Origin of the sequence: Mesorhizobium sp. B2-6-2 (assembly GCF_006440615.1) — a bacterium.
In the GTDB taxonomy this organism is placed as follows: domain Bacteria; phylum Pseudomonadota; class Alphaproteobacteria; order Rhizobiales; family Rhizobiaceae; genus Mesorhizobium.
The window spans coordinates 229733-255254 of record NZ_VFUG01000002.1 but is presented as its reverse complement, the minus strand read 5'-3'; the positions used below and the strand labels follow the sequence as shown (position 1 = coordinate 255254).

Genomic DNA, 25522 nt, shown 5'->3' with positions numbered 1-25522 from the left:
GCACAGCATTTCGTGGTAAACCGCTGGTTTATATCAACAATCCGGCCTCGCTCAGAACACGATCTGTTACCGTTAGCGTTAATGCGTGATCCTCGGCAACGCCAACCGCTGAAAACCAAGCGTTTTCAGGTCAAAAGCGACAATTTGACTCGATTTTAGGCAGGCAAGCTGGTTCGAGCCTTGCCTGTCACGAGGCAAGCCGGTCGACGCGACCAGCTTCGGGATCAATGCCATATTCCTTCAACTTGCGGTAGAGCGTCGAGCGGCCGATGCCCAACCGGCGGGCGACTTCGCTCATCTGGCCATTGTAATGGTCGATCGCAAGCTTGATCATCTCGAGTTCGACGTCGGCCAGCGCCCGCACATTGCCGCGCTCATCGAGCGCACGGAGCGTTCCGAAACGCGGCTGCGGCCTGGCTGACGCCTCGCCGTCGGACAAGGCAGGCCCCATCGTGTCGGCGACCTCATCCCCATGCAGGGTCGCATCCGCAACCGTATCGGCGATGGCGGATGCCGGTTCCGCTCCGAGATTGACCGTTCCTTCCACTTGCGCCCGGATCTGCGGGAATTCCTCCTCGGTCAGCACGTCGCCCTCGGCAAGCACCGACGCGCGGAAGACCGCATTCTCCAGCTGGCGGATGTTGCCCGGCCAGTCATAGGCCTGGAGCATCGCAAGCGCCGTGGCAGATATGCCGGCAAGGCGGCGGCGCGGATCGGTCGGAGCGACCTTCTCCATGAAATGCCGGACCAGGTAGGGAATGTCGTCGCGGCGGTCGCGCAGCGGCGGCACGAAGATCGGGTAGACGTTCAGCCGGTAGAACAGGTCCTCGCGGAACTTGCCATCCTTGACCTGCTGCAGAAGGTTGCGGTGCGTGGCCGAGATCAGCCTTATGTCGACCTTGACGGTCGATCGGCCGCCGACAGGATCGACCTCGCCTTCCTGCACGGCGCGCAAAAGCTTGACCTGGACGTCGAGCGGCAGGTCGCCGATCTCGTCGAGGAACAGCGTGCCCGAATGCGCCTCGACGAATTTGCCGGTGTGCTTTTCGGAGGCGCCGGTGAACGAGCCCTTCTCATGGCCGAACAGGATCGATTCGACGAGATTGTCGGGGATAGCGCCGCAATTGACCGTGACGAAGGGCTTTGAGCGGCGGTCGCCGCTGCCCTGGATGGCCCGCGCCACCAATTCCTTGCCGACACCAGATTCGCCCTCGATCAGGATCGGGATGTTGGAGGCCGCCGCCTTTTGCCCGAGGCGTATCACACGGTCCATTGCCGGGCTGCGCGTGATCATGTCCTTGAAGGTGAGATGTCCGCCGCCGCGCCGCCGCGACACACGCTTCATCTCGTCCTCGACGGCTTCTACCTTGAGCGCGTTGGAGATCGCGGTCTGCAGCCTGTCGGGCGACGCCGGCTTGACGACGAAGTCGAAGGCGCCGTGCCGCATCGCCGAGACGACGGTTTCGATGCCGCCCTGGGCGGTCTGCACGATGACGGGAATGTTGATGGCCCGCTCGCGCATCGCCTTCAGCACGCCGATGCCGTCGAGACCGGGCATGACGAGATCAAGAATGACGACGGAGACCTCGCGCGCGTTCGGCCCGTCGAGCACGTCGAGGCCGGCGGCGCCGCTGTCCGTGACGATCGCGGTGTGGCCGAACTTGGTCAACGCGGCCTCGACCAGCCTGCGCTGTACCGGATCGTCATCGACTATGAGTATGGAACCTGTCATGACTGTTTGAGTTGTCCGCCCGAGAAAATCCCCATGGATCATCTTGGCACAGGGTTCTAAATAAGGTTTCAAAAAACCCGGTGAACGAATTCCTTAGGATTTGACCGGCTTCTCCTTTCCCCTTGATTCTGGCCCCTTGGTTCAAAGAAGGTATTGTCGATGCGCATGATGTTTGCTCGGCGGCTTGCGGCCCCAGCGTCCGGCCAGGGCGCGGCGGAGCTTGGCGACCTGCCGGAGTGGAATCTCGCCGATCTCTATTCGGGCATGGAAGCGCCCGAGTTGAAGCGCGACATCGCCAAGGCGGCCAGCGACGCCATTGCCTTCGAAGCCCGCTGGAAGGGCACCTTGGCCACCGAGGCCGGGCGCGGCGGCGCCGGCCGGCTCGGCGAGGCGCTCAAGACCTATGAGGCGCTCGAGGAACTGATCGGCCGCATCGTCTCCTATGCCGGCCTCGTCTACGCCGGCAACACCGCCGATCCGCAGCGCGCCAAGCTCTATGGCGACGTCCAGGAAAAGATGACGGATGCCAGCGCCCATCTCCTGTTCTTCGCGCTCGAGCTGAACCTGATCGACGATGCGGCGATCGAGAACGCCTTGGCCGCCGACAAGGCCTTCGGCCACTACCGGCCTTGGGTGCTCGACCTCAGGAAGGACAAGCCCTATCAGCTCGAGGATCGCGTCGAGCAGTTGTTCCACGAAAAGTCGGTCACCGGGCGCGGCGCCTGGAACCGCCTGTTCGACGAGACGATGACCGACCTGCGCTTCGACGTCGACGGCGAGGAGCTGACGCTCGAGCCGGCGCTGAACCGATTGCAGGATGCCAATGGCGAGGTGCGGCGCCGTGCCTCCGAGGCGCTCGCCTCGACCTTCCGCAAGAACCTGCGCACCTTCACCCTCATCACCAACACCTTAGCCAAGGACAAGGAAATCTCCGACCGCTGGCGCGGCTTCCAGGACATCGCCGACTCGCGCCACCTCGCCAACCGCGTCGAGCGCGATGTCGTCGACGCGCTGGCCACGGCCGTGCGCGAGGCCTATCCGCGGCTGTCGCACCGCTACTACGCGATGAAGGCGCGCTGGCTCGGCATGGAAGTGATGAACCACTGGGACCGCAACGCGCCGCTGCCGGAGACGCCGCAGGCGGTGATCCGCTGGGACGACGCCAGGGACACGGTGCTTTCCGCCTATCAGCGCTTCTCGCCCGACATGGCCGAAATCGCCCGCGGCTTTTTCGATCGCAGATGGATCGACGCGCCGGTGCGGCCGGGCAAGTCGCCCGGCGCCTTCGCCCATCCGACGGTGCCGTCGGCGCATCCTTATGTGCTGCTGAACTACATGGGCAAGCCGCGCGATGTGATGACGCTGGCGCATGAGCTCGGCCATGGCGTGCACCAGGTGCTGGCCGCCGGCCAGGGCGCGCTGATGGCCTCGACGCCGCTGACGCTGGCCGAGACCGCCTCCGTCTTCGGCGAGATGCTGACCTTCCGTTCGCTGATCGAGCAGACCGCTGACCGCCGCGAGCGCAAGGCCATGCTCGCCCAGAAGGTCGAGGACATGATCAACACCGTCGTGCGCCAGATCGCCTTCTACGAGTTCGAGCGCAAGGTGCATGCCGAGCGCAAGAACGGCGAGCTGACCTCGGACAGGCTCGGCGAATTCTGGCTGGAGGTGCAGGCCGAGAGCCTGGGGCCGGCGATCAAGCTGCGCCAGGGCTACGAGGTCTTCTGGACCTACATCCCGCACTTCATCCACTCGCCTTTCTACGTCTATGCGTATGCCTTCGGCGATTGCCTGGTGAATTCGCTATACGCCGTCTACCAGAATGCCGAGCGCGGATTTCAGGACAAGTATTTCGAGATGCTGCGCGCCGGCGGCACGAAGCATCATTCCGAGCTTCTGGCGCCCTTCGGCCTCGACGCCACCGATCCCGCTTTCTGGCAGATCGGCCTTGGCGTGATCGGTTCGCTGATCGACGAATTGGAGACGCTCGACAATTGACGACAGCAACGGCGCAGGCATCGACCGTAATAGTTTAGCCGGAACGCATATTAGCAGGATCTATTCTTACCCTAAATAGCTGTTCTTGAATAACTCTCCGGCGCATTTTTCAACTAGCTTTCGACAAGCCATATGATAGCGTCCGGCCTCAAGCTCAGCCGGACGCATCGCGCAGGCCAGAGATGGCTGGTCGCGCCGCCACGGCGAATGCGATGACGGCCGTCGGCTTCGGACAAGGCCAAACGCCGATGGCTCGATTGAAGCCGGCGATTGCGCCGACCACGGAACCTTTGACGATCCCTGGCGTGAGCTCGCCTTTCCGGGCCTCAGCCGACAGATCGGACTGGAGAGGGAAATGAGCACTTTCTTCTACATGCTCCTGGCGTTTGTTGTGGGTGTCCTGGTCGGCTGGTTCATCTGGGGCCGCCTGCGCGGCGAGATCGACAGCCTGCGTGGCGATCTCGACCGCACGCGAGGCGAGCGCGACAGGCTGCGCGCCGATAGCGATCGGTTGAAGGGCGAGCTCGACGCCAGCGGCCGTGCCCGCGCCGATCTCGAAAGCCGGCTGCGCGATACGCCTTCCGCCAAGGCCGGCGCCGACAAGGCCGCCACACCGGCCCCGGCGGCGCTGATGTCGACGACATCGGCGGCGGCAAAGGCCGGGCCCACAAAGCCCGCCGCTGCAAAGAAGCCGGCCGCAACGAAGACTGCAGCGGCACCGAAGCCGGTGGCCAAGGCCGCCGCGCCGAAGAAGGCGGCAGCGCCCGCGGCAAAGAAGGCGGCAGCGCCGCAGGCCAAGTCCGGCAAGGCAGACAATCTGCGACGCCTCATCGGCATAGGTCCGGTCAATGAAAGGCTGCTCAAAGGCCAGGGCGTCACCACCTACGCCCAGATCGCCGCCTGGACCGCCGCCGACGTCAAACGCATCGAGGAGGTGCTCAATTTCGACGGCCGCATCGCGCGCGAAAAATGGATCGAGCAGGCCAAGCTTCTCGCCGCCGGCGATGAAGCGGAGTTTGCCCGGCAGTTCCCAACAGCTGGAACCGCAAATAACACCTGAACATCGAGCCGGCATGGCAAACGCCGTCGATTGGCCAGAGACACCCGCCACTTCGTCATCAACTCTGAAGAATCGTGGCGTCTCTAAGCCTAGCGTTTAGGGTGACGATGATCTTTCGCATGACGGCGGCGATGGCCACCATTGGCTTCTTGCCGTTGGCGATGAGGCGTTTGTAGAAGGTTGCGAACTCGCCCCTTCCGGCAGCGGCATGCAACGCGGGCATGTAGAGCATGCTCCTGATCTCTGGTCGTCCGCCACGGATTTTGCGGTAGCCGTGTTTTTGGCCGCTGTCGTTTGGATGAGGCGCGAGCCCTGCAAGGGCTGCCGCCTTGCGGCGTGTCATGGAGCCCAGTTCAGGCAAGATGGCCAGAAGCTTGGCCGCCACGATCGGGCCAAGACTGTCCATGGCCGTGCAGACGGCTGCCCGATGCTTGAGGGTGGGGCTGTAGGCGATCAACTCGCGTATTTGTGCATCGACGACCTGGATCTGACGTTCGACGACTTTGATTATGGCCTGGAAGGAAGTCGCGAGCTTGCGGCCACCAGGTGCCTTGGCACGGTTCTTCTCCGCGACCTTCATGGTGATGAGCTCCTGGCGGCGGCGGACCAAGGCTCGCAAGCCGGTCTCATCGGCATCCGGAGCCTGCCAAAGCGACAGTTTTGCCCAGCGCTCGCTGCCATAGCTCCAAAGCATGCCGGCATCGATGGCGTCGCTCTTGCCGTGCGTGCCGAAGGAACGGATGAAGCTCTTGACCTTGAGTGTGTCGGCGCGATGGCAGGCGACGCCGGCGCGCAGGCACTCCTCGAGCAGCAGGACTTCATGGCCGCCGGTCGGCTCGCACACGACAAGGTCGATGCGTTTGTAGCTCTTGAGCAAGGCGCGGATGGCGCGCCGCTGATTGGCGATGGTGCCGGTAACGGCGCCGTCGCAGACGGTGATGGTGTTCTTGGCGATGTCAAAGCCGAGGCACGATTGCGGTTGTTGGTGCAAGAAGGCCATGCTGGTGGTATCCTTCTAAAGGCTTCGGATTGTTTGCGGGCGTGGCGCGAGCCAGCGGCCAATCAACTCTCCAAGCGATGGCGGACAAAGACGGCAGGGACCTTGATGACGTCGGGTGTTACCCGGTCCTAAGGGCGGTTGCCTGCCGCCGGGACTGCTGGCTGTGATGGGCCGCAGTCCCGGCCGCCAAACTACCCGATCCTTCTCAAACAATCCTAGGGCGGAGCGAGGAGCGAAGCGACGCAGCGCGGACCATAGGATCCTTTCCGTGAAGTCGAGGCGTTGCCACGCTGCAGAATTCTGCTCCGCAGCACCCTACGATTAAAGTCGCTGAATGGATCCTCGGGTCTGCGCGTCCGCTTCGCTTCCGCTCCGCCCGTGGATGACGAAGTTCGGGCGTTTCGCCAATCCTGCAAAATCGGTTACCGAAAAGCTTCGGCGCCAACGGGACGCCTTTGCGCCGCCCGACGCCGCTCTCTCGATTGCGCCTCGGCGAGCCCCCATATAGAGCGGTCGACGGCGCTTTTGTCCGCATCCGAGGCTCATGTCCCTGCCCGCAGCCATTTTCCGCAACGACGCGATCGCTCGTCAGCTGGTCTTCGATCGGCCGGATGAGATCATCGTCGCGCACGAGGCTGAAGAGTTCGGGCCTGCGCTTGAAAGGGCCCAGGCCGCCTCCGACTCCGGCAAATGGCTGGCGGGCTATCTCTCCTACGAAGCCGGTTACCTGCTCGAGCCGAAACTGGTGCCGCTGCTGCCGGAAGGCCGCCGCGCGCCGTTGATTTGCCTCGGCGTCTTCGACGCACCGCTCGAACAGGCTGTGTCGCCGAACGCCGGGCCCGCCAGCAACGGCCCGATCTTCGATTCCCACGCAGCCTGGTCCGCCGACGACTATGCAAGCCGCTTCGCGCGCCTCCACAACCACATCCGCAAGGGCGATTGCTACCAGGGCAACCTCACCTTCCCGGTCCGTGCGCAGTGGTCCGGCGATCCGCTTGCGGCCTTCGACGCGCTGACGGAACGCCAGCCGGTGAAATACGGCGCACTGGTCTCGCTCGGCGATCCGATCGTCCTGTCGCGCTCGCCAGAACTGTTCTTCGAAATCGATGCCGACGGCATGATCGAGACGCACCCGATGAAGGGCACCGCGCCACGCGGCGCGACCAAGGCCGAAGACGCCCGGCTGAAGGCCTTCCTGCGCAACGACGAGAAGAACCAGGCCGAGAACCGGATGATCGTCGACCTTCTGCGCAACGACATCTCGCTGATCAGCGAAGTCGGCACGCTGGACGTGCCGGAACTGTTCCGCATCGAGACCTATCCGACGGTGCACCAGATGGTCAGCCGTGTGCGGGCGCGGCTTTTGCCCGACATCGGCATCCGCCAGGTCTTCGCCGCGCTCTTTCCCTGCGGCTCGATCACCGGTGCGCCGAAAATCCGCGCCATGGAAATCCTGCATGAGCTGGAAGATGCGCCGCGAGACGTTTATTGCGGCGCCATCGGCTGGATCGCACCGGGCGGCAGGATGCGCTTTTCGGTGGCGATCCGCACCATCTCGCTCTTTGCCGACGGTGAGGCCGTCTACAATGTCGGCGGCGGCGTCGTCTTCGATTCGACCGCCGAGGAGGAGTATCGTGAGTGTCTGTTGAAAGCGCGCTTCGCGACGGGAACGGTGCCGGCTTCGAGCTGATCGAGACCATGCGCTGGGAGCCTGGCTCCGGCTTCCTGCGCTTCGAGCGCCACCTTGCGAGGCTTTATGCCTCCGCCGCCGAGCTCGGCTTCGCCTGCGACCCTGAACGGATCGGCGAGGTGCTTTCGAACACCGTCGGCGGAAACAAGCTTGCCTTGCGCGTGCGCCTCGCCTTGCAGCGCAATGGCGAAGCGACGGCCGCGGCTCAAGTCTATGAACCGCTGCCCGCCGACAAGGTCTGGCGGCTACAGCTGGCGCGAACACGGATCGATTCGGCCAACACGCTGTTGCGCCACAAGACAAGCCTGCGCCAGGTCTACGCGCAGGCGCGCGCCGAATATCTCGCCACCCGCGCCGACGAAGTGCTTTTGGCCAACGAGCGCAGCGAGCTCTGCGAGGGCACGATCACCAATCTCTTCGCCGACTTCGGCGACGGCCCGCTTGCCACGCCTCGGCTCGACTGCGGCCTATTGCCTGGAATATTGCGCGGCGCGCTTCTGGACGAAGGCCGCGCCGTGGAAGCGATCTACAGCTTCGACGATCTGAAGGCGGCGAAGGCGATCTTCGTCGGCAACTCGCTGCGCGGGCTGATCCCGGCGCGGCTTGGCTGACCGCGCCTGAGACATAAATGGATAGCACCCAAACAGGCATGACCGTTCGCCACCCGACCCACACGCCCTATGACGGGTCCTCGAAACTCTTCACCATCGGGCTGAAGCCGCTCGACTTCGATCGCTGGATCGAGGTCGATGAATTGCTGCTGCCGCATCTGGCCGAGAAGCAACGGCTTTACACGGAAATCCCGGAAAAGGTCTTTGTCGAGGAAGACGGCACCCAAGACGCTCAGCGCGAAGTGCTGGACCTGCTCGTCGCGCATCTCGAAGCCGCGCATCCCGGCACGCACCGCCGCAGCGGAGTGGACGTCGAGCCGATCGGTTTCGAGACGGCGAGCGACAGGCTGCCTCCTGCCCAGCGCGAGGCGCCGCTGGCTAAGGCTTCGCTGCTCGTCCAGGAAGATCTGATCCTGATGCGCCGCGACGAACGCGGCTGGCGGCTCGCCGCCGGCTCGCTCTGCTTCCCTTCGTCCTGGTCGCTGCAGGAAAAATTCGGCAAGCCGCTGCAGGAGATTCACCAACCGGTGCCTGGATTCGGACCCGGCACGCGGCCGGCCGAGCTCATCAACCGCATGTTCGACGGCCTGCAGGGCCAGGCGGTCGAGCGCTTCAACTGGTCGATCCAGGCCGGCGACGCGCTCTATCATCCGCTCTCCAATGTCGAGCGCACCGACCGCGCCACGAACCGCCCGAGCCGCTTCGCCGACGGCGATGTCGACGCCCATGCCTTCATCCGCGTCGAACGCCAGACGCTGCGCAAGCTTCCCCTGTCGCGCGACATCCTTTTCACCATCCGCATCCATCTCGATCCGCTCAAGCTGCTCATCCGCCATCCTGACCGGGCAGCCCTCGCCGTCTCTTTCGCGGAGCAACTCCTGGCCCTCGACCAGCAACAACTCGACTATAAGGGCCTGACCGCGGACCGCGACCGGCTGGTCGAATTCCTCAGCGGCATGGCCTGCACGCCTTAACCAAGGTGCCAACCTGGCCGGGCCGGCGGTTGGTGCTTTTCGCTGGTTTATGACAATGATCTGTGGTGTAGCGCTTGGCCGTCGGGCAAAAAGCCCCGGTTTTGCGCGTGTTTGAAGGAGTGTGCGAAAAAATGGCGAACGAAAACTGGCCCGTTTACGGTGAAATCACCGGCCCTGTCGTGATGATCGGCTTCGGCTCGATCGGACGGGGAACGCTGCCGCTGATCGAGCGCCATTTCAAGTTCGACAAGTCGCGCATGACGGTCATCGACCCGCGCGACACCGACCGCAAGCTGCTCGACGAGCGCGGCATCGCCTTCATGCAGGACGCGGTGACCGAGAAGAATTACAAGAAGCTGCTGACGCCGCTTCTGACCAACGGCGGCGGCCAGGGCTTTTGCGTCAACCTGTCGGTCGACACCGGCTCGGTTGACCTGATGAAATTGTGCCGCAAGCTCGGCGTGCTTTACATCGACACCGTCGTCGAGCCGTGGCTCGGCTTCTATTTCGACGCCGAGGCCGACAATGCCAGCCGCACCAACTATGCGCTGCGCGAGGCGATGATCAAGGAAAAGCAGGACAAGCCGGGTGGCCCGACGGCGGTCTCTACCTGCGGCGCCAATCCCGGCATGGTCTCGTGGTTCGTCAAGAAGGCGCTGGTCAACCTCGCCACCGATCTTGGTCTCGAGTTTTCGGAGCCCGCGCAGGAAGACCGCGAGGCCTGGGCCAGGCTGATGAAGAAGGCCGGTGTCAAGGGCATCCATATCGCCGAGCGCGACACCCAGCGCACCAAGAAGCCGAAGCCGATGAACGTGTTCTGGAACACCTGGTCGGTCGAAGGTTTCATCTCGGAGGGCCTGCAGCCGGCCGAGCTCGGCTGGGGCACGCATGAAAACTGGATGCCGAAGAACGGCAAGAAGCACAAGCACGGCTCCAAGGCGGCGATCTTTCTGGAACAGCCCGGCGCCAACACGCGCGTGCGCAGCTGGTGCCCGACGCCCGGCCCGCAATACGGCCTGCTGGTGACGCACAATGAGTCGATCTCGATCGCCGACTTCTTCACCGTGCGCTCGAAGAAGGGCAAGGTCCAATATCGCCCGACCTGCCACTACGCCTACCATCCCTGCAACGACGCCTTGCTGTCGTTGGACGAGATGTTCGGCGCCGCCGGCAAGCCGCAGCCGATCCACCACGTGCTCGACGAGAACGAGTTGGTCGATGGCGTCGACGAGCTCGGCGTGCTGCTCTACGGCCACGACAAGAACGCCTATTGGTATGGCTCGCAGCTGTCGCTGGCCGAGGCGCGCAAGCTCGCTCCCTACCAGAACGCCACCGGCCTGCAGGTCACCTCGGCGGTGCTCGCCGGCATGGTCTGGGCCCTGGAGAACCCCACTGCCGGCATCGTCGAGGCCGACGAGATGAACTACCGGCGCTGCCTCGACGTGCAGTCGCCCTACCTCGGCCCGGTCAGGGGCTACTACACCGACTGGACGCCGCTGGACAATCGGCCCGGCCTCTTCCCGGAGGACCTGGACAAGGACGACCCGTGGCAGTTCCGCAACATCCTCGCCCGATAGCAGCCGGACCCGCCGGAGCAATTCGAGCAAAAGTGTGAAACGGTTTTCCGTCTGGATTTGCGTGAAAACAAGGAGATAGAGCGGCTCGCCGTTTCCGTGAAACGGTGGAGACGCTCTCCCTCGCCGCCTTGCAATCGCCCGGAAATCGGGCGATTGAGTATCGGCGGACTGAGGAGAGGATTTTCAAAATGACCATTGCGCGCAAACTGCTTTCGGCAGGCGCCGCGGCAAGCCTTCTGGCTGCGGCCGCCTGCACCACCACCGGCCCCGCGGACCAGCCTTCGATGGCGGCGCCGAAGGGCGTCGAGGGCAACTGGATCGACGCCAAGGGCACCGGCCTGTCCACCTTCGCGGCCGGCAGCTTCACCACCGTCGCCACCGATACCGGCCAGAAGCTGTCGGAAGGCAGCTACACCATGACCGGAGCGACCTCGGTCGAGATCCACGGCACCTCGCTGATCCGCCAGACGCCGGTCAGCTTCAACTGCCTGATGATCTCCACCAGCCAGCTCAACTGCACCAGCGCCAGCGGCCAGAATTTCGTGCTGACGCGCCGGGCTTGAGAGTTCGCAAATCTTCAGCTGACAGGGCCGGCGGCGCAAGCCGCCGTCCTTTTTTGTGCCGGCAAACATCTCCCTGATTTGTGCTTGCATCGACCGGAACCCGATGTGAACATGACCGGAGCTGACTGTTATTTTCCAGTCAAGCGAGGGCATTAAGCATATTCGAAGTCAGCATATCCGGGAGACGAAGATGAAGAAGATTGCCGCGATCCTAGCCCTGTCGGCCTCGGCGCTCGGCCTGTCGGCGGGCGTGTCTTTTGCCGACTACACGCTGAACATCCTGCATTTCAACGATTGGCACAGCCGCATCGAAGGCAACAACAAATACGAGTCGACCTGCTCCGCCGACGAGGAGACCAAGGGCGAATGCATCGGCGGCGCCGGCAGGCTGGTTACGGCGATCGCTGAGGAACGCAAGAAGCTCGAAGGCCAGAACCTGCTGCTGCTCAATGCCGGCGACAGTTTCCAGGGATCGCTGTTCTACACCACCTACAAGGGTGCCGTGGAAGAGGAATTCCTCAATCAGATCAAGCCCGACGCGGTAACGCTCGGCAACCACGAGTTCGACGACGGCGAGACCGCGCTGGTTCCCTATCTCGACAAGGCGAAATTCCCGATCGTCAGCGCCAATGTCGTCCCCAACGACAAGTCCGGCGCCAAGGACAAGATCAAGCCTTCGATCGTCGTCGAGGTCGGCGGCCAGAAGATCGGTATCGTCGGCGCCGTCACCAACGACACGCCCGAACTCGCCTCGCCCGGCCCGAACATCGCCATCACGGACGACGTCAAGTCGATCACCGCCGAGGTCGAGAAGCTCAAGGCGCAAGGCATCAACAAGATCATCGCGGTGACGCATATCGGCTACAGGCGCGAGCGCGACGTCATAGCGAAAATCCCGGGTGTCGACGTGGTGGTCGGCGGCCACAGCCACACGCTTCTGTCGAACACCGATCCGAAGGCCGAGGGTCCCTACCCGACGATGGTCGACAACCCCGACGGCTACAAGGTGCCGGTCGTGCAGGCCGCGTCCTATTCGAAATATCTCGGCGAGTTCAAGGTCGTGTTCGACGACAACGGCGTCGTCAAGGAGGCGAGCGGCGCGCCGATCTATCTCGACAAGTCGATCACCCCCGATCCCGCCGTTCTTGCCCGCATCAAGGAGCTCGGCGCGCCGATCGAGGCGCTGAAGAACAAGGAGGTGGCCGAGACCACCAAGGCCATCGATGGCAGCCGCGAGAATTGCCGCGCGCGCGAATGCGAGATGGGCAATCTCGTCTCCGACGCCATTCTCGACCGCACCAAGGGCCAGGGCGTCGAAATCGTCATCTCGAACGGCGGCGGCCTGCGCGCCTCGATCGACCAGGGCACGGTGACCATGGGCGAGGTGCTGACCGTGCTGCCCTTCCAGAACACGCTGGCCACTTTCAAGATCTCGGGCAAGGACCTGGTTGCGGGCCTTGAAAACGGCCTCAGCCAGATCGAGGACGGCGCCGGCCGCTTCCCGCAGGTTGCCGGCATCAAATATTCCTTCGACAAATCCGTCGCGCCCAATGCCGGCCGCGTCAAATCGGTCGAGGTGATGGAGAACGGCGCCTGGACGCCGATCAGCCCGGACAAGCAGTACCTCGTCGCCACCAACAATTACGTCCGCCAGGGCGGCGACGGCTACAAGGTCTTCGCCGACAGGGCGAGCGACGCCTATGACTACGGCCCCGGCCTGGAGCAGGTGGTGGCCGACTATCTCGGCGCCCACCGTCCCTACACGCCGAAGCTCGACGGCCGCATCACCGAGCTTGCGGCGGCGGCGGCCGAGCCGGCCAAGCCTGCGGAACCGGCGAAGCCTGCCGAGACCGCCCCCGCCACCCAGGCGCCTGCGGCCGGGGCAGCAAAACCAGCCGAGACGTCGCCGGCAAACGGCGAACCCGCCATGCCGGCTCCGCCTTCCGGTTCCAGCGACATTGCCGGCACGCCGCCGGCGGTTTCTAATGAAACCGCGCCTGCGGCGCCGGCCGCGGAACCGGCAAAGCCCGCCGAGACCGCCCCGGCAACGCCTGCTCCCGCAGCCGAGCCGGCCAAGCCGGCGCAGGCAACGCAGGCCGAAGCGAAGCCGGCCGAGACCAGCCACACCGTCGCCGCCGGCGATACCTATTGGGACCTGGCCAAGAAAGCCTATGGCGACGCCACCAAGTGGAAGCTCATCTCCGAAGCCAACAAGGATTATAAGCCGCGTCGCCTGCCGCTCGGCGCGACGCTGACCATCCCGCCGGCCGCGAAGTAACCCGTCATTCGGAAAGCATGGCACCCGCTCGGGCAACCGGGCGGGTGTTCCTTTTTCAGTAACGCGATAAGGTGCGGCCAGACGCGGCATTGAAACCCGGCAGGGCATCGCTAGTTTCGCGGGCTACCGGAGATTGTTGATGACTCTTGCCAACCCCACCGATGCCAAAGCCGCAAAGGCCGTCGGTCCGCTGTCCGCCGATGCCGCGCCGGTCAGGCCTGGCAAGATCGGCGTGATGCTGGTCAATCTCGGCACGCCCGACGGCACGGACTTCAGGCCGATGTGGCGCTACCTGCGCGAATTCCTCTCCGATCCGCGCGTCATCGAGCTCAACAAGGCGATCTGGTATCCGATCCTGTATGGACTGGTGCTGACGACCCGGCCGAAAAAATCCGGCGCCAACTATGCCCGTATCTGGAACCGGGAGATGAACGAGTCGCCGCTGCGCACTTTCACCCGCGCTCAAGGTCAAAAGCTGGCCGCCGCACTTACCGACCTGCCCGATGTGGTGGTCGACTGGGCGATGCGCTACGGCAATCCCTCGACGGCAAGCGTCACTCAGAAGCTCGTCGACCAGGGCTGCGACCGCATCCTCACCTTTCCGCTCTATCCGCAATATTCGGCGACGACGACGGCGACCGCCAACGACCAGCTCTTCCGCGCCCTGATGAAGATCAGGCGCGCGCCGGCGATCCGCAGCGTGCCGCCCTATTATGACAAACCGGTCTATATCGACGCGCTAGCGCGTTCGATCGAGCAGCACCTGGCGACCCTCGACTTCGTGCCGGAGGTGGTGATCGCCTCCTATCACGGCATCCCCAAGCCCTATTCCGACAAGGGCGATCCCTACGGGGCGCATTGCCTGGAAACCACGCGGCTGCTGCGGGCAAGGCTCGACTGGGACGAGAAGAAGCTCATCGCCACCTTCCAGTCGCGTTTCGGCGCGCAGGAATGGCTGCAGCCTTACACCGATGTCACCGTCGAGCAACTGGCCAAGGACGGCGTGAAATCGATCGCCGTCGTCAATCCCGGTTTCTCCGTCGACTGCATCGAGACGCTGGACGAGATCGGCCGCGAGGCGGCCGAAATCTTCCATCACGCCGGCGGCGAGAATTTCGCGCATATCCCCTGCCTCAACGACAGCGCCGAGGGCATGGCGGTCATCGAAGCGCTGGCGCGGCGCGAGCTTTGCGGCTGGGTATGACTGGTTTCACCGGCTAATGCATGTCGCCCAGAAGTGTGCAGCGGTTCTGGGACAACGACATGCATCAAGACAAAGACTTAAAGCGCGTCGACGGAACCCCTTTCAGCGCGACGCGCTTTAGCTAGAAACCGGTGCGCAAAAGCCTTCGCTAACCAATATTCCCGATCACCTGATTGTAACGCTGCGGAAACACACTTAAGTGATTTCGTGAGGTCGCCGCCTTTTGAGGGAGAAACGAAATGGGCTTCAGCGGTTTCGATATTGCCATCATTGTTCTTGTCTTCCTGGTCATCATCCTTCTTTTCAAAGGCATCAAGACGGTGCCGCAAGGTTATAATTACACGGTGGAACGCTTCGGCCGGTACACCAAGACGCTGACGCCTGGCCTGAACATCATCAACCCCATCTTCGAGCGCGTCGGCGCCAAGATGAACATGATGGAGCAGGTGCTCGACGTGCCGACGCAGGAGATCATCACTCGCGACAACGCCATCGTCGGTGTCGACGGCATCGCCTTCTACCAGATCCTCAATGCCGCGCAGGCCGCTTATCAGGTGGCCGGGCTGCAGAACGCCATTCTCAACCTGACCATGACCAATATCCGTACCGTCATGGGCTCGATGGACCTCGACGAATTGCTGTCCAACCGCGACGCCATCAACGAGCGCCTGTTGCGCGTCGTCGATGAGGCGGCGCATCCGTGGGGCATCAAGATCACCCGCGTCGAGATCAAGGACATCAATCCGCCGGCCAATCTCATCGAATCAATGGGCCGCCAGATGACGGCCGAGCGCAACAAGCGCGCCCAGATCCTGGCCGCCGAAGGCCTCAAGCAGTCGCAGATCCTCGAGGCCGAGGGCCGCAGGGAAGCAGCCTTCCGCGACGCCGAGGCGCGCGAGCGCTCGGCCGAAGCGGAGGCCAAGGCGACGCAGGTCGTGTCGGAAGCCATCGCCAAGGGCGACGTCCAGGCGCTCAACTACTTCATCGCCCAGAAATACACCGAGGCGCTGACCAGGATCGGCTCGGCCACGAACAGCAAGGTGGTGCTAATGCCGCTGGAAGCCTCGTCGCTGATCGGCACGCTCGGCGGCATTGGCGAGATCGCCAAGGAAGTTTTCAGGAGTGAAGGTACGGCCGGCGCGCAGCGGCAGGCCGCGCGCCCGCCGCTGGTTCGGCCGAACGAAAACTGAGATCATAGGAGGCTGCTCCCATGTTCGACCGTATCGTTTCCGAACTCGGCCCGTGGAACTGGATGGTTCTGGGCTTCGTGCTCCTGGTGATGGAGATCGTCGCGCCAGGCGTCTTCATGCTGTGGATCGGCATCGCCGCGCTCATCGTCGGCGCCGTGTCGCTGGCGATATGGGACGCCGCTTTCTGGACCTGGCAGGTGCAGGTGCTGGCGTTCCTGATCCTGTCGCTGATCTCGGCTTTCGTCGGCAAGAAACTAACGGCCGGCCGCCACGACGATGCCGACCAGCCGCTGCTCAACCGCCGCGGCGCGCAGATGGTGGGCAAGCTGGCGACGCTGGCCGAGCCGATCAAGGACGGCCGCGGCCGCATCAAGCTCGGCGACACACTGTGGCGTGTGTCCGGCCCTGACCTGCCCGCAGGCACGCAAGTGCGCGTCGTCGGCGCCGCCGACACCGACCTGGAGCTGACGGTCGAGGCGGCCTGAACCGAGACAGGTATCGGACGGACTGAGACTAAGGCAATTCCAGGAAAAGTGCGTGGCTAGAGCAATTCCAGGAAAAGTGTGAAGCGGTTTTCCGTTCGGAATTGCGTAAAAACAAAAAGATAGAGCGGTTCGCCGTTTCCGTGAAATGGCGAACCGCTCTACGCTGCGCCAATGCGCAGCAGGTCGTGGAAGTGAACCACGCCCACCGGCATTTTGTCTTTGGTCACGACCAGCGCGCCGATATTGTGCTCGTTGAGCATGGCGATTGCCGTGCCCGCCAGCGTCTGCGGATCGATCGTCTTGGGCGTGCGGGTCATGACCTCATCGACGGTCACGTCGGCCAGATTGCGATGCAGATTGCGTGCAACGTCGCCGTCGGTCACGATCCCGACCAGGTTGCCGTTCGTATCGACGATGCAAACGCACCCGACTTTCTTCTGCGACAGCGTCATAACCGCTTCCGGCATCTTGGTGCCGAGCAGGGCGAGCGGCACCTGATCACCGGTCCGCATGATCTCCGACACCAGGGTCAGGTTGGCGCCAAGCTGCCCGCCGGGGTGCAAGGTTCGGAAGTGATCCGGCGTGAAGCCCCGCGCTTCGAGCAGAGCGATGGCCAACGCGTCGCCCAGCACGAGTTGGAGAAGCGTCGATGTCGTCGGCGCCAGCCCGTGCGGACAAGCCTCGGGTACGATCGGCAGCAGCAAAACCACATCGGCCGCACGCGCCAGCGCCGAGCTCTCGCCGGAAGTAATGGCGATCAGCGGGATGGAAAAACGCCTCGAATAGGCGACGATGCCCATCAATTCCTTGCTTTCGCCCGACCACGACATGGCGATGATGGCATCGTCCTTGGCGATCATGCCGAGATCGCCGTGATTGGCCTCGGCCGGATGGACGAAAAAGGCTGGCGTGCCGGTCGAGGCAAGCGTCGCGGCGATCTTGGCGCCGATATGGCCGCTCTTGCCGACGCCGGTGACGATGACGCGGCCCTCGATCCGCGAGATGAGGTCGATCGCGGCGGCAAAAGGCTCGGTCAGCCCGTTTGCGAGCGCGGCGGCCAGGGCCGCCACGCCGGTCTGCTCCGTCGCCACCGTTCTCAGCGCCGATTCGATCGCGGCCTGCCTGTCCGGCTGCTTTCTCTCTGGGGACCCCGCATGCATGGGCGAAGCGATTAGCGCTTTGCCGCGCCCCTGTCCAACGGAATTGCCTTCAGCCTCCGATTGGGAGGCTCAGAGGCGGCTGTCTCAACCCTCCGTTAACCATCCGCATTTACGGTTCGGTAAGTATGGCGCAACCGCGCCGCGCAAGCAGTGGTGACGATGTCCGGGGGCCAGCCTGAAACGAAAATCGGTCGGAAGGGCATTGCCGTTGCAGCACTGCTGCTGACGGCAAGCGCGCTTGCCTTGCTGCATCCCGCGCCGGCTTTCTCGCAGGAAACCGAGCTGCGCGGCGAGGTCTCCGATTCTGCCATACTCGCCGACCAGCAGCGCAAGGCCAGGCAGTTGCGGGCGCAGGGATCGCAGGGTCAGACCCCGCCCGCCGCCGCTGCCGTCCAGGATACGGCATCGACGACCTACCAGCCGTCAAGCCCCGGCGCCGTTCCCGATGACGATCAGACGGCGGGCGCGACGGACAGCATCTTCGACCAGCCGCAGGCAACGGACGATCAATTGGCCGACACGAAGGCCCCGGTAAAACGCCGCCGGCCCTCGACCGCGAATCAGCGCGCTCGCGACGCCAAGGCCGGCACCAAGACCGCCGACAAGAAGAAGGCCAAGAAGAAAACCGGCGAAGCGACGGACAGCACGACCACCGCAGCGACCGCCGGCACAGGCAACCGGACCGACGCCACCGCCACCGGCGATGAGGACGGCAGCAACCGCCGTGCCGTTACCATCGACAGCGTCGACAAGCAGAAGCTGGACCCCGGTCAGGAACGCACCGCCTCCATTGAAGGCCTGAAGGTCAAGCCGGAGGATGATCCCTTCGCCGCGCCGGGCGTCAAGGTCGGCACCTTTCTCTTGCGGCCGACGCTCGAGCAGGGCTTCACCGCGACGTCCAACGCCGATTCCAGCAGCACCGGCAAATCGGCGGTTCTGTCCGAGACGGCGCTGCGTTTCACCGCGACCTCCGACTGGCGCGAGAATTCGGCTTTGATCACCGGCTACGGCCAGTTCCGCAACACCGTCTCTGGCCAGAAGATCAACGATGCGCAGGGCCGCATCGAGGGCCAGCTCAATGTCGACCTCGATAACGAGCTGCGCGCCATTGCCAAGCTGGGCTATGAAGCCGCGCCCGAATCGGCCTCCTCGCCGGATGCGATCGCCGGTGTCACCCAACAGCCGCTGCGCCAGACCGTCGACGGCAGCCTCGGTCTCGAAAAGAGTGTCGGCAAGATGCGCTACGCGCTGACCGGCGCGGTCTCGCATGATTTCTACGGCGATGCCGAGCTCTCCGACGGCACCACCGTTTCGCAGAAGGATCGCGACTCCACGCTCTACACCGCGACCTTGCGCACCGGCTACGAGATTTCGCCGGCGCTGACGCCGTTCACGGAAGTCGAGGCCGGGCGGCGCCTCTATGACCTGCGCGTCGACACCGACGGCTTCGAGCGATCCTCGACCAGGCTTGGCGCGCGCGCCGGGCTCGAGCTCGATATGGGCGAGAAGCTGTCCGGCGAATTTTCCGTCGGCTGGCTGCGCGAGGCGATCGACGACAGCCGCCTTCCGGCGGTGGCGGGTCCGAGCATCGACGCCGACCTCAAATGGTCGCCCGAGCGTGGCACCACTATCGGCCTGACCGGCAAGACCAGCGTCGAAACAACCACGACGGCCAATGAGAGCGGCGACATCCTCTACTCCGGGCGTCTGACCGGCGAGCGCCAAATCCGCGCCAATCTGACGGCGAACTCGGCACTCGGCCTCGACTGGCGCGATTACACCGGCTCCGACGGCCACGATTTGATCCTGAGCGCCGAGGCCGGACTGACCTGGTGGCTGAACCGCTATGCCGGGGTCACCACCAGGGTGAGAACGGAGAAGCTGACCAGCAATCTGCCTGGCCGAGACTATACGACCAACAGCGTCTATCTCGGCCTGAAGGTCCAGCGCTGAACGCAGCGACGGCCCAAGCCTATGCCGAAATTCAGGTCAGGCCGAGTCGAGAACGGTGGGTTCCGAGAACCGGCCTACGCCGGCCGAAGCCCTTATAGAGCGGACACACTTTATGAGGCTTCGGCCGGCGAAGGCCGGAAGCGCAGGAACCTGCCGTTCGCAGACCGGCCTCACCTGAATATCGGCATAGGCTAAGACGCGGCGCCGCGCCGCTCTACCGGCTGCACCTCGTCCAGCAGCGTGCGGATGACGCCGGCCATGCTTCCGTTCATGTCGCTGCGCCAGAGCGCGAAGGCGACATTGGCCTCGACGAAACCTTCCGGCGAGCCGCAATCGAAGGTGCGCCCCTTGTAGTGATAGCCGTAGAAGGCCTGCTGTTTCTCCAGCTTCAGCATCGCGTCGGTCAGCTGAATCTCGTTGCCGGCGCCGCGTTCCTGGCTTTCCAGGATACCGAAGATTTCCGGCTGCAGGATGTAGCGGCCGTTGATGAAGAGGTTGGAGGGCGCGGTGCCCTGCTTCGGCTTCTCCACCATGCCGGTGATGCGGAAGCCGTGGTGCGTGTCCTCGCCACGGCCGACAATGCCGTATTTATGCGCCTCGGCCGGATCGCATTCCTGCACGGCGATGATGTTGTTGCCGGTCTCGGCATAGAGCTCGACCATGTCCTTCATGCAGCTCTTTTCCGACTGCATGATCATGTCCGGCAGAAGCAGGGCGAACGGCTCCTCGCCGACCAGCTCGCGGGCGCACCAGACGGCGTGGCCGAGGCCCATCGGCACCTGCTGGCGCGTGAAGCTCGTCTGTCCGGGAGCCGGCTGCAGCCGCTGCAGGCGGGCGAGCTGATCGTCCTTGCCGCGCTGGGCAAGCGTGTCATACAGCTCGAACTGGACGTCGAAATGGTCCTCGATGACTGCCTTGTTGCGCCCGGTCACGAAGATGAAATGCTCGATGCCGGCCTCGCGCGCCTCATCGACCACATATTGGATGACCGGCCGGTCGACGACGGTCAGCATTTCCTTCGGGATTGCCTTGGTGGCCGGAAGAAACCGCGTGCCGAGGCCGGCGACCGGGAAAACTGCCTTGCGAACGCGCTTCATGCTGACACCCCCTGCGTTTCGGCCAATTATCCGCTCGGCAGCACGCTCCGCAATCCCCCCAAACATTTTCACGGCGGAATCATTTTCACGCCGGAATGTCGGATTAAGGGCGAACAGTGAACGTGTCAGCTAAAAGCCGCGACATCTCTTTTCGTTCCCTGCGGCACCTATGGTAAACCAAATGCTAACCCGGTTCGGCGTTGAATGATCCTTCCTGATGTGACGAAGGAGGAAATGATGTCCGTTCGCAACACCGCGAGGCGCCTGACGGCACTGGCGACGGCCGCCGGCCTCACGCTGGCCTTGCTGATGCCCGCCGGACCCGCTTTCGCCGATGCCGGATTCCGCCAGTGGGTCTCGGATTTCCGCGCCACCGCGGTGGCAGGCGGCGTTTCGGGCGCGGTCTACGACCAGTCGATGAGAGGCGTCGAGCCCGACCCGGTCGTGCTGGAAAAGGCCCGCACCCAGCCGGAATTCACCGCGCCCGCCTGGGATTATTTCGATAACCGCGTGCACGACCAGGCAGTCGCCAACGGCCAGGCGATGGCGAAGAAATGGAGGCCGTGGCTGGATCGCATCGAGGCGCGGTTCGGTGTCGACCGCAACATCCTTTTGGCCATCTGGTCGATGGAATCGAACTATGGCGAGACGCTCAAGCGCGACGACATCATGCGCAACGTCGTCCGCTCGCTGGCGACGCTTGCCTATGGCGATCCGAAGCGGTCGAAATATGCCCGTACCCAACTGATCGCGGCCTTGAAGATCCTGCAGACCGGCGACATCGACGAAAGCCATCTGATGGGCTCCTGGGCAGGCGCGATGGGCCAGACCCAATTCATCCCCACCAGCTACCAGCGCTATGCGGTCGACATGGACGGCAACGGCAAGCGCGACATCTGGAGTTCGATCCCCGACGCGCTGGCGACCTCCGCCAATCTGCTCAAGAAGAACGGCTGGCAGGCCGGCAAGACCTGGGGCTATGAGGTCTCCATACCGGCCGGCAAATTGCCCAGCGGCGCAAAAACGATCGCCCAATGGCAGGCGCTCGGCGTCGTCAGGGCCAGCGGCAAGCCGTTCAAGAACCTGACCGACAAGGCGACGTTGAAAGTGCCGGACGGCCGAGGTGGACCCGCCTTCCTGATGATCAGGAATTTCTCTGTCATCAAGGCGTACAACAACGCCGACAAATATGCTTTGGCCGTCGGCCTCCTGGCCGACGAGATCGCCGGCGGCACCGGCCTGGTCCAGGACTGGCAGCGGCCTTTCACCAAGCTCAGCTTCGAGGAACGGCAGGAACTGCAGAAGCGGCTTTCAGATCACGGCTATTATGACGGCAAGTTCGACGGCAAGATCGGCGATGGCTCGAAAGCCGCCATCATGGCCTACCAGGCCAAGGTCGGCTTGAACCAGGATGGCTATCCGAGCCTGGAAGTGCTCAAATGGCTCCGCAAGCAGTAGAGCCTGGGGAAGCGCCAGCATCCTCTCAAAGACGGCAAGGATGCTGTAGCGCTTCGGCTTGCGCATGACTTTCCTACGTCTTCCGGTCATGCGCCAAGGGATGGAGAGATGTTTGGTTTCGGTTGCGCGTATCAGGCAGGGCATTCGCCGGGCGCCGATCCTGATTCTCGCCCTGGCCGTGCTCGTCGTCACCGCCGCCGGCGCCTTCCACGCACCGGCATTCGCGCAGGAGGAGAGCCGCGGCTGGTCGTTGCGTGACCTTCTGTTCCCGCGCCGCAGCGAACGCGTCGAGCCGCCGTTCGAAATCCAGAAATCAAGGCCGAAGCCGAAGAAGAAATCCAAGCCGCGCCCGCCGGCCGAGCCGGAAACGCCGATCGTCGAGAAGACGAACGACGCCCGTGTCGTGCTGGTGGTCGGCGATTTTCTGGCGGGCGGGCTGGCCGAAGGCCTGGACACCGCCTTTGCCGACAATCCCGCCGTCAGGATCGTCGCCCGCGCCAACGGGTCGTCGGGCTTCGTTCGCGACGATTTCTATAACTGGCCGGTCGAGATCAAGTCGCTGATCGAGACCGAGAAGCCGTCGGCCGTGATCGTCATGCTGGGCTCCAATGACCGCCAGCAGATGCGGGTCGGCGAGGTGCGCGAGCAGCCGCGCTCGGAGAACTGGACCAAGGAATACGAGCGCCGCGCCGATGCGCTCGGCAAGGCCATCCAGGACACCAAAGTGCCGTTCCTATGGGTCGGCATGCCGGCTTTTCGCGTGTCGAAGATGAACTCGGACATGCTTGCCTTCAACGACATCTACCATTCGGTCGCCGAAAAGCATGGCGGCGAATTCGTCGATGTCTGGGACGGCTTCGTCGACGAAAACGGCGCTTTCGTCACCTCCGGCCCGGACATCAACGGCCAGCCTGTTCGCCTACGCTCCGATGACGGCATCAACGTCACCAAGGCCGGCAAGCGCAAGCTCGCCTTCTATACGGAAAAGCCGCTGGCGAAGATCCTGGGCTTGGCGGCGCCGGGAAGCGTCACGACCGTGTCGGCGCCGGCCGGCGCTCCGGTTGAGGCGCCGAAGCCGGCCGCGGCGCCCGTCATCGTCGACCGCACCGCGCCGATGCTTCTCGGCGACCCGGCGCTCGACGGCGGCACCGAGCTGCTCGGCGCCGCGCAGCCGGCCAGGGCCGATCCGAACCTGCCAGGCGAAAAACTGATCGTCGAAGGCAAGGCGCCCGCCGCCTCGCCCGGCCGCGCCGACGATTTTTCGTGGCCGCCGAAGACGCAGCCGGCGACAGCAGCTGTCGAGTCGGCCCCTACGCCCACCAGCCCTTAATCGACGTCCATCGGATTCGTCGGGATATCCGTTAAGGAGATCCCCCTTAGATCGTCCTGCGTGAAAGGATTTCACGCCAGGCCGAACAATGGCATTGTTCTATTCCGCTGGGATTACAGGGGGCGAACATGTCGGCGACGGGCTATGCCTTGCTTGGCTTCGTAACTTGGACCCTCCTCCTGCTTGTATGGATGGAGATCCTGCGCACCCATCTTGTGGTGAGCGGCCGCATCCCGGCAAATGGCTTCACGCCGGATAACGCAGGTCTTTCGCCCTTTTTGCAGCGGCTTGCGCGAGCCCACGCCAATTGCATTGAGGGACTCCCGATATTCGGGGGCCTCATGGGCGTGGCCATGATGACTTCGCGGACGGGGATCACCGACCCCCTTGCATACTGGTTTATCGCCGCGCGGCTAATCCAGTCGGCCATTCATCTGGCGTCGACAAGTCCAAACGCGGTCAAGGCTCGATTTTCCGCCTTCGCAGTCCAGATGGCCATCGGCCTCTACTGGGCGGTAAAGCTGCTGGCCAGTTAGGCGCTTCAAGAAGCTAAAGCATGATCCCGAGAAGTGGGAACCGGTTTTCGGATAAAGATCATGCTCCAACAAAGAGTTAGACCGCGATGGCGATTCAACGAAACGCCATCATGGTCTAACGGCTGACTGCTTTGAAGCCTTACCGCGGAAGCACCGTCGATCCCATCAGCGCCTCGTCGATCGAGCGCGCCGCCTGGCGGCCCTCGCGGATCGCCCACACCACCAGCGACTGGCCGCGGCGCACGTCGCCCGCCGCATAGAGCTTGTCGACGCTGGTCCTGTAATCGCGATCATTGGCCTCGACATTGTTCGAGCGGCGGCTGTCGGTGACGACCTTGATCTTGCCGTCGAGCTCCTTCATCAGGCTGTCGCCCGCCGGGCCGGCGAAGCCGATGGCGATGAAGGCGAGATCGGCGCGGATGACGAACTCGCTGCCGGCGATCGGCTTGCGCTTGTCGTCGACCTCGCAGCAGCGCACACCGGTCAACTGGCCTTCCTCGCCGATGAACTCGAGCGTCGCCACTTGGAATTCGCGCTCGGCGCCCTCGGCCTGCGAGGAGGACGTGCGCATTTTCGTCGCCCAGTAGGGCCAGACGGCAAGCTTGTCTTCCTTCTCCGGCGGCTGCGGACGGATGTCGAGCTGCGTCACGCGCACCGCGCCCTGGCGGAAGGCGGTGCCGATGCAGTCGGATGCGGTGTCGCCGCCGCCGACGACCACGACATGCTGGCCGCCGGCAATGATCGGGTGCGAGGGCCAGGCGACCGACTGGATCGGCTCGCCGCCGACGCGGCGGTTCTGCTGCACCAGATAGGGCATGGCGTCATAGACGCCGCTGAGATCGCTGCCCGGAATGCCGGCCGGACGCGGCGTCTCCGAACCACCGCAATAGAGCACTGCGTCGAATTCCCCGAGCAGATCGGCCGCTTTCATGTCCACGCCGACATTGACGCCGCAATGGAAGGTCACCCCCTCGCCCTGCATCTGCTCGATGCGCCGGTCGATATAGTGCTTCTCGATCTTGAAGTCCGGTATGCCGTAACGCATCAGCCCGCCGGGGCGGCTCTCGCGCTCATAGACATGCACGTCGTGCCCGGCGCGGCCGAGTTGCTGCGCCGCCGCCATGCCGGCCGGGCCGGAGCCGATGACGGCAACCCGCTTGCCGGTCTTCCTCTCCGGCGGATAGGGCCGGATGTGGCCGGTCTCATAAGCCTTGTCGGCGATCGCCTGCTCGACCGTCTTGATAGCGACCGGAATGTCCTCGAGGTTCAGCGTGCAGGCTTCCTCGCAGGGCGCGGGACAGATGCGGCCGGTGAACTCCGGGAAATTGTTGGTCGAATGCAGGTTGCGGATCGCGTTGTCCCAGTCGCCATTGTAGACGAGGTCGTTCCAGTCCGGGATCTGATTATGGATCGGGCAGCCGGTCGGCCCGTGGCAGAACGGAATGCCGCAATCCATGCAACGCGCGGCCTGTTTCTCGACTTCCTTGTCCGACATCGGCAGCGTGAATTCACGGAAGTGCCGGACGCGGTCCGAGGCAGGCTGGTACTTGTGCACCTGCCGGTCGATCTCGAGAAAGCCTGTTACCTTGCCCATAGTCCAGTCCCTGCTGTCCGAAGGCATGCTTT

Annotated in this window: 20 protein-coding genes; 15 read left to right on the top strand and 5 right to left on the bottom strand. The window is 63.8% G+C overall.

The window, feature by feature from the left end; translation table 11 throughout:
• Positions 1-187 precede the first annotated feature (187 nt).
• Positions 188-1732: a sigma-54 dependent transcriptional regulator gene (locus FJ419_RS06580; protein WP_140688685.1), complete on the bottom strand. Its 1545-nt coding sequence runs from the start codon at positions 1730-1732 to the stop codon at positions 188-190.
• Between the two features lie 159 nt (positions 1733-1891).
• Here FJ419_RS06580 and FJ419_RS06575 point away from each other — a divergent pair, with 159 nt between their 5' ends.
• Both FJ419_RS06575 and FJ419_RS06570 read left to right on the top strand, forming a co-directional pair.
• Positions 1892-3730, top strand: a complete 1839-nt coding sequence (locus FJ419_RS06575) for a M3 family oligoendopeptidase (RefSeq protein ID WP_181170631.1) — start codon at positions 1892-1894, stop codon at positions 3728-3730.
• Positions 3731-4085: 355 nt separating this feature from the next.
• Positions 4086-4790, top strand: a complete 705-nt coding sequence (locus tag FJ419_RS06570) for a proton-conducting membrane transporter (RefSeq protein ID WP_140688683.1) — start codon at positions 4086-4088, stop codon at positions 4788-4790.
• 58 nt (positions 4791-4848) lie between these two features.
• Here the strand turns inward: FJ419_RS06570 and FJ419_RS06565 are convergent, their stop codons facing one another.
• Complete coding sequence (locus tag FJ419_RS06565; RefSeq protein ID WP_140688681.1) at positions 4849-5790, bottom strand: IS110 family transposase; 942 nt, start codon at positions 5788-5790, stop codon at positions 4849-4851.
• 544 nt (positions 5791-6334) lie between these two features.
• Here FJ419_RS06565 and FJ419_RS06560 point away from each other — a divergent pair.
• The 9 genes from FJ419_RS06560 to FJ419_RS06520 all read left to right on the top strand — a co-directional run bounded on the left by FJ419_RS06560 (position 6335) and on the right by FJ419_RS06520 (position 16362).
• Positions 6335-7480, top strand: a complete 1146-nt coding sequence (locus FJ419_RS06560; protein ID WP_140688679.1) for an aminodeoxychorismate synthase component I — start codon at positions 6335-6337, stop codon at positions 7478-7480.
• Positions 7429-8091, top strand: a complete 663-nt coding sequence (locus tag FJ419_RS06555) for an aminotransferase class IV family protein (RefSeq protein WP_140688677.1) — start codon at positions 7429-7431, stop codon at positions 8089-8091. The genes FJ419_RS06560 and FJ419_RS06555 overlap by 52 nt, the downstream gene beginning before the upstream one ends.
• Before the next feature lie 17 nt (positions 8092-8108).
• Entirely contained in the window at positions 8109-9065 is a 957-nt protein-coding gene (locus tag FJ419_RS06550; protein ID WP_140688675.1) for a DUF3445 domain-containing protein, read from the top strand.
• A gap of 131 nt (positions 9066-9196) precedes the next feature.
• The gene (locus tag FJ419_RS06545; RefSeq protein ID WP_140688673.1) at positions 9197-10642 is read left to right on the top strand and encodes a homospermidine synthase; all 1446 of its coding nucleotides are present in this window, start codon (positions 9197-9199) and stop codon (positions 10640-10642) included.
• Positions 10643-10830: 188 nt separating this feature from the next.
• Positions 10831-11205: a hypothetical protein gene (locus FJ419_RS06540; RefSeq protein ID WP_140632410.1), complete on the top strand. Its 375-nt coding sequence runs from the start codon at positions 10831-10833 to the stop codon at positions 11203-11205.
• 190 nt (positions 11206-11395) lie between these two features.
• The gene (locus tag FJ419_RS06535; RefSeq protein ID WP_140688671.1) at positions 11396-13483 is read left to right on the top strand and encodes a bifunctional metallophosphatase/5'-nucleotidase; all 2088 of its coding nucleotides are present in this window, start codon (positions 11396-11398) and stop codon (positions 13481-13483) included.
• A gap of 139 nt (positions 13484-13622) precedes the next feature.
• A complete protein-coding gene (hemH, locus tag FJ419_RS06530) occupies positions 13623-14687 on the top strand; it encodes a ferrochelatase (protein WP_140688669.1) in 1065 nt (354 codons plus the stop codon).
• A 239-nt stretch (positions 14688-14926) separates the two neighbouring features.
• Positions 14927-15877 (top strand): SPFH domain-containing protein, encoded by a 951-nt coding sequence (locus tag FJ419_RS06525; protein WP_095766330.1) that lies wholly within the window; start codon positions 14927-14929, stop codon positions 15875-15877.
• 20 nt (positions 15878-15897) lie between these two features.
• A complete protein-coding gene (locus FJ419_RS06520) occupies positions 15898-16362 on the top strand; it encodes an NfeD family protein (protein ID WP_140688667.1) in 465 nt (154 codons plus the stop codon).
• A gap of 158 nt (positions 16363-16520) precedes the next feature.
• Here the strand turns inward: FJ419_RS06520 and FJ419_RS06515 are convergent, their stop codons facing one another.
• Positions 16521-17522, bottom strand: coding sequence for a KpsF/GutQ family sugar-phosphate isomerase (locus FJ419_RS06515; RefSeq protein WP_140688665.1), 1002 nt, complete (start codon positions 17520-17522; stop codon positions 16521-16523).
• 159 nt (positions 17523-17681) lie between these two features.
• Here FJ419_RS06515 and FJ419_RS06510 point away from each other — a divergent pair, with 159 nt between their 5' ends.
• On the top strand, positions 17682-19475 hold the full coding sequence (locus FJ419_RS06510; RefSeq protein WP_140689321.1) for an outer membrane beta-barrel protein: 1794 nt from the start codon (positions 17682-17684) through the stop codon (positions 19473-19475).
• A gap of 191 nt (positions 19476-19666) precedes the next feature.
• On the opposite strand, the gene galU is transcribed toward FJ419_RS06510, so the two are convergent.
• Positions 19667-20572, bottom strand: a complete 906-nt coding sequence (gene galU, locus FJ419_RS06505) for a UTP--glucose-1-phosphate uridylyltransferase GalU (RefSeq protein WP_140541857.1) — start codon at positions 20570-20572, stop codon at positions 19667-19669.
• 237 nt (positions 20573-20809) lie between these two features.
• Here galU and FJ419_RS06500 point away from each other — a divergent pair, with 237 nt between their 5' ends.
• The 3 genes from FJ419_RS06500 (at position 20810) to FJ419_RS06490 (ending at position 23896) form a co-directional block, all read left to right on the top strand.
• Positions 20810-22030 carry a lytic murein transglycosylase gene (locus FJ419_RS06500; RefSeq protein ID WP_140688662.1) on the top strand — a complete coding sequence of 407 codons (1221 nt, stop codon included), beginning with the start codon at positions 20810-20812 and terminating at the stop codon, positions 22028-22030.
• 112 nt (positions 22031-22142) lie between these two features.
• Positions 22143-23360 carry a DUF459 domain-containing protein gene (locus FJ419_RS06495; RefSeq protein WP_140541858.1) on the top strand — a complete coding sequence of 406 codons (1218 nt, stop codon included), beginning with the start codon at positions 22143-22145 and terminating at the stop codon, positions 23358-23360.
• 128 nt (positions 23361-23488) lie between these two features.
• On the top strand, positions 23489-23896 hold the full coding sequence (locus FJ419_RS06490) for an MAPEG family protein (protein ID WP_140688654.1): 408 nt from the start codon (positions 23489-23491) through the stop codon (positions 23894-23896).
• 139 nt (positions 23897-24035) lie between these two features.
• Here the strand turns inward: FJ419_RS06490 and FJ419_RS06485 are convergent, their stop codons facing one another.
• Positions 24036-25490, bottom strand: a complete 1455-nt coding sequence (locus tag FJ419_RS06485) for a glutamate synthase subunit beta (RefSeq protein WP_140688646.1) — start codon at positions 25488-25490, stop codon at positions 24036-24038.
• Positions 25491-25522: the final 32 nt, after the last annotated feature.

What these genes read in the sequence shown, in the direction of transcription:
- FJ419_RS06580 (WP_140688685.1), bottom strand. Translation starts at nt 1,732, where the DNA reads ATGACAGGTTCCATACTCATAGTCGATGACGATCCGGTACAGCGCAGG.
- FJ419_RS06575 (WP_181170631.1), top strand. Translation starts at nt 1,892, where the DNA reads ATGCGCATGATGTTTGCTCGGCGGCTTGCGGCCCCAGCGTCCGGCCAG.
- FJ419_RS06570 (WP_140688683.1), top strand. Translation starts at nt 4,086, where the DNA reads ATGAGCACTTTCTTCTACATGCTCCTGGCGTTTGTTGTGGGTGTCCTG.
- FJ419_RS06565 (WP_140688681.1), bottom strand. Translation starts at nt 5,790, where the DNA reads ATGGCCTTCTTGCACCAACAACCGCAATCGTGCCTCGGCTTTGACATC.
- FJ419_RS06560 (WP_140688679.1), top strand. Translation starts at nt 6,335, where the DNA reads ATGTCCCTGCCCGCAGCCATTTTCCGCAACGACGCGATCGCTCGTCAG.
- FJ419_RS06550 (WP_140688675.1), top strand. Translation starts at nt 8,109, where the DNA reads ATGGATAGCACCCAAACAGGCATGACCGTTCGCCACCCGACCCACACG.
- FJ419_RS06545 (WP_140688673.1), top strand. Translation starts at nt 9,197, where the DNA reads ATGGCGAACGAAAACTGGCCCGTTTACGGTGAAATCACCGGCCCTGTC.
- FJ419_RS06540 (WP_140632410.1), top strand. Translation starts at nt 10,831, where the DNA reads ATGACCATTGCGCGCAAACTGCTTTCGGCAGGCGCCGCGGCAAGCCTT.
- FJ419_RS06535 (WP_140688671.1), top strand. Translation starts at nt 11,396, where the DNA reads ATGAAGAAGATTGCCGCGATCCTAGCCCTGTCGGCCTCGGCGCTCGGC.
- hemH (WP_140688669.1), top strand. Translation starts at nt 13,623, where the DNA reads ATGACTCTTGCCAACCCCACCGATGCCAAAGCCGCAAAGGCCGTCGGT.
- FJ419_RS06525 (WP_095766330.1), top strand. Translation starts at nt 14,927, where the DNA reads ATGGGCTTCAGCGGTTTCGATATTGCCATCATTGTTCTTGTCTTCCTG.
- FJ419_RS06520 (WP_140688667.1), top strand. Translation starts at nt 15,898, where the DNA reads ATGTTCGACCGTATCGTTTCCGAACTCGGCCCGTGGAACTGGATGGTT.
- FJ419_RS06515 (WP_140688665.1), bottom strand. Translation starts at nt 17,522, where the DNA reads ATGCATGCGGGGTCCCCAGAGAGAAAGCAGCCGGACAGGCAGGCCGCG.
- FJ419_RS06510 (WP_140689321.1), top strand. Translation starts at nt 17,682, where the DNA reads ATGTCCGGGGGCCAGCCTGAAACGAAAATCGGTCGGAAGGGCATTGCC.
- galU (WP_140541857.1), bottom strand. Translation starts at nt 20,572, where the DNA reads ATGAAGCGCGTTCGCAAGGCAGTTTTCCCGGTCGCCGGCCTCGGCACG.
- FJ419_RS06500 (WP_140688662.1), top strand. Translation starts at nt 20,810, where the DNA reads ATGTCCGTTCGCAACACCGCGAGGCGCCTGACGGCACTGGCGACGGCC.
- FJ419_RS06490 (WP_140688654.1), top strand. Translation starts at nt 23,489, where the DNA reads ATGTCGGCGACGGGCTATGCCTTGCTTGGCTTCGTAACTTGGACCCTC.
- FJ419_RS06485 (WP_140688646.1), bottom strand. Translation starts at nt 25,490, where the DNA reads ATGGGCAAGGTAACAGGCTTTCTCGAGATCGACCGGCAGGTGCACAAG.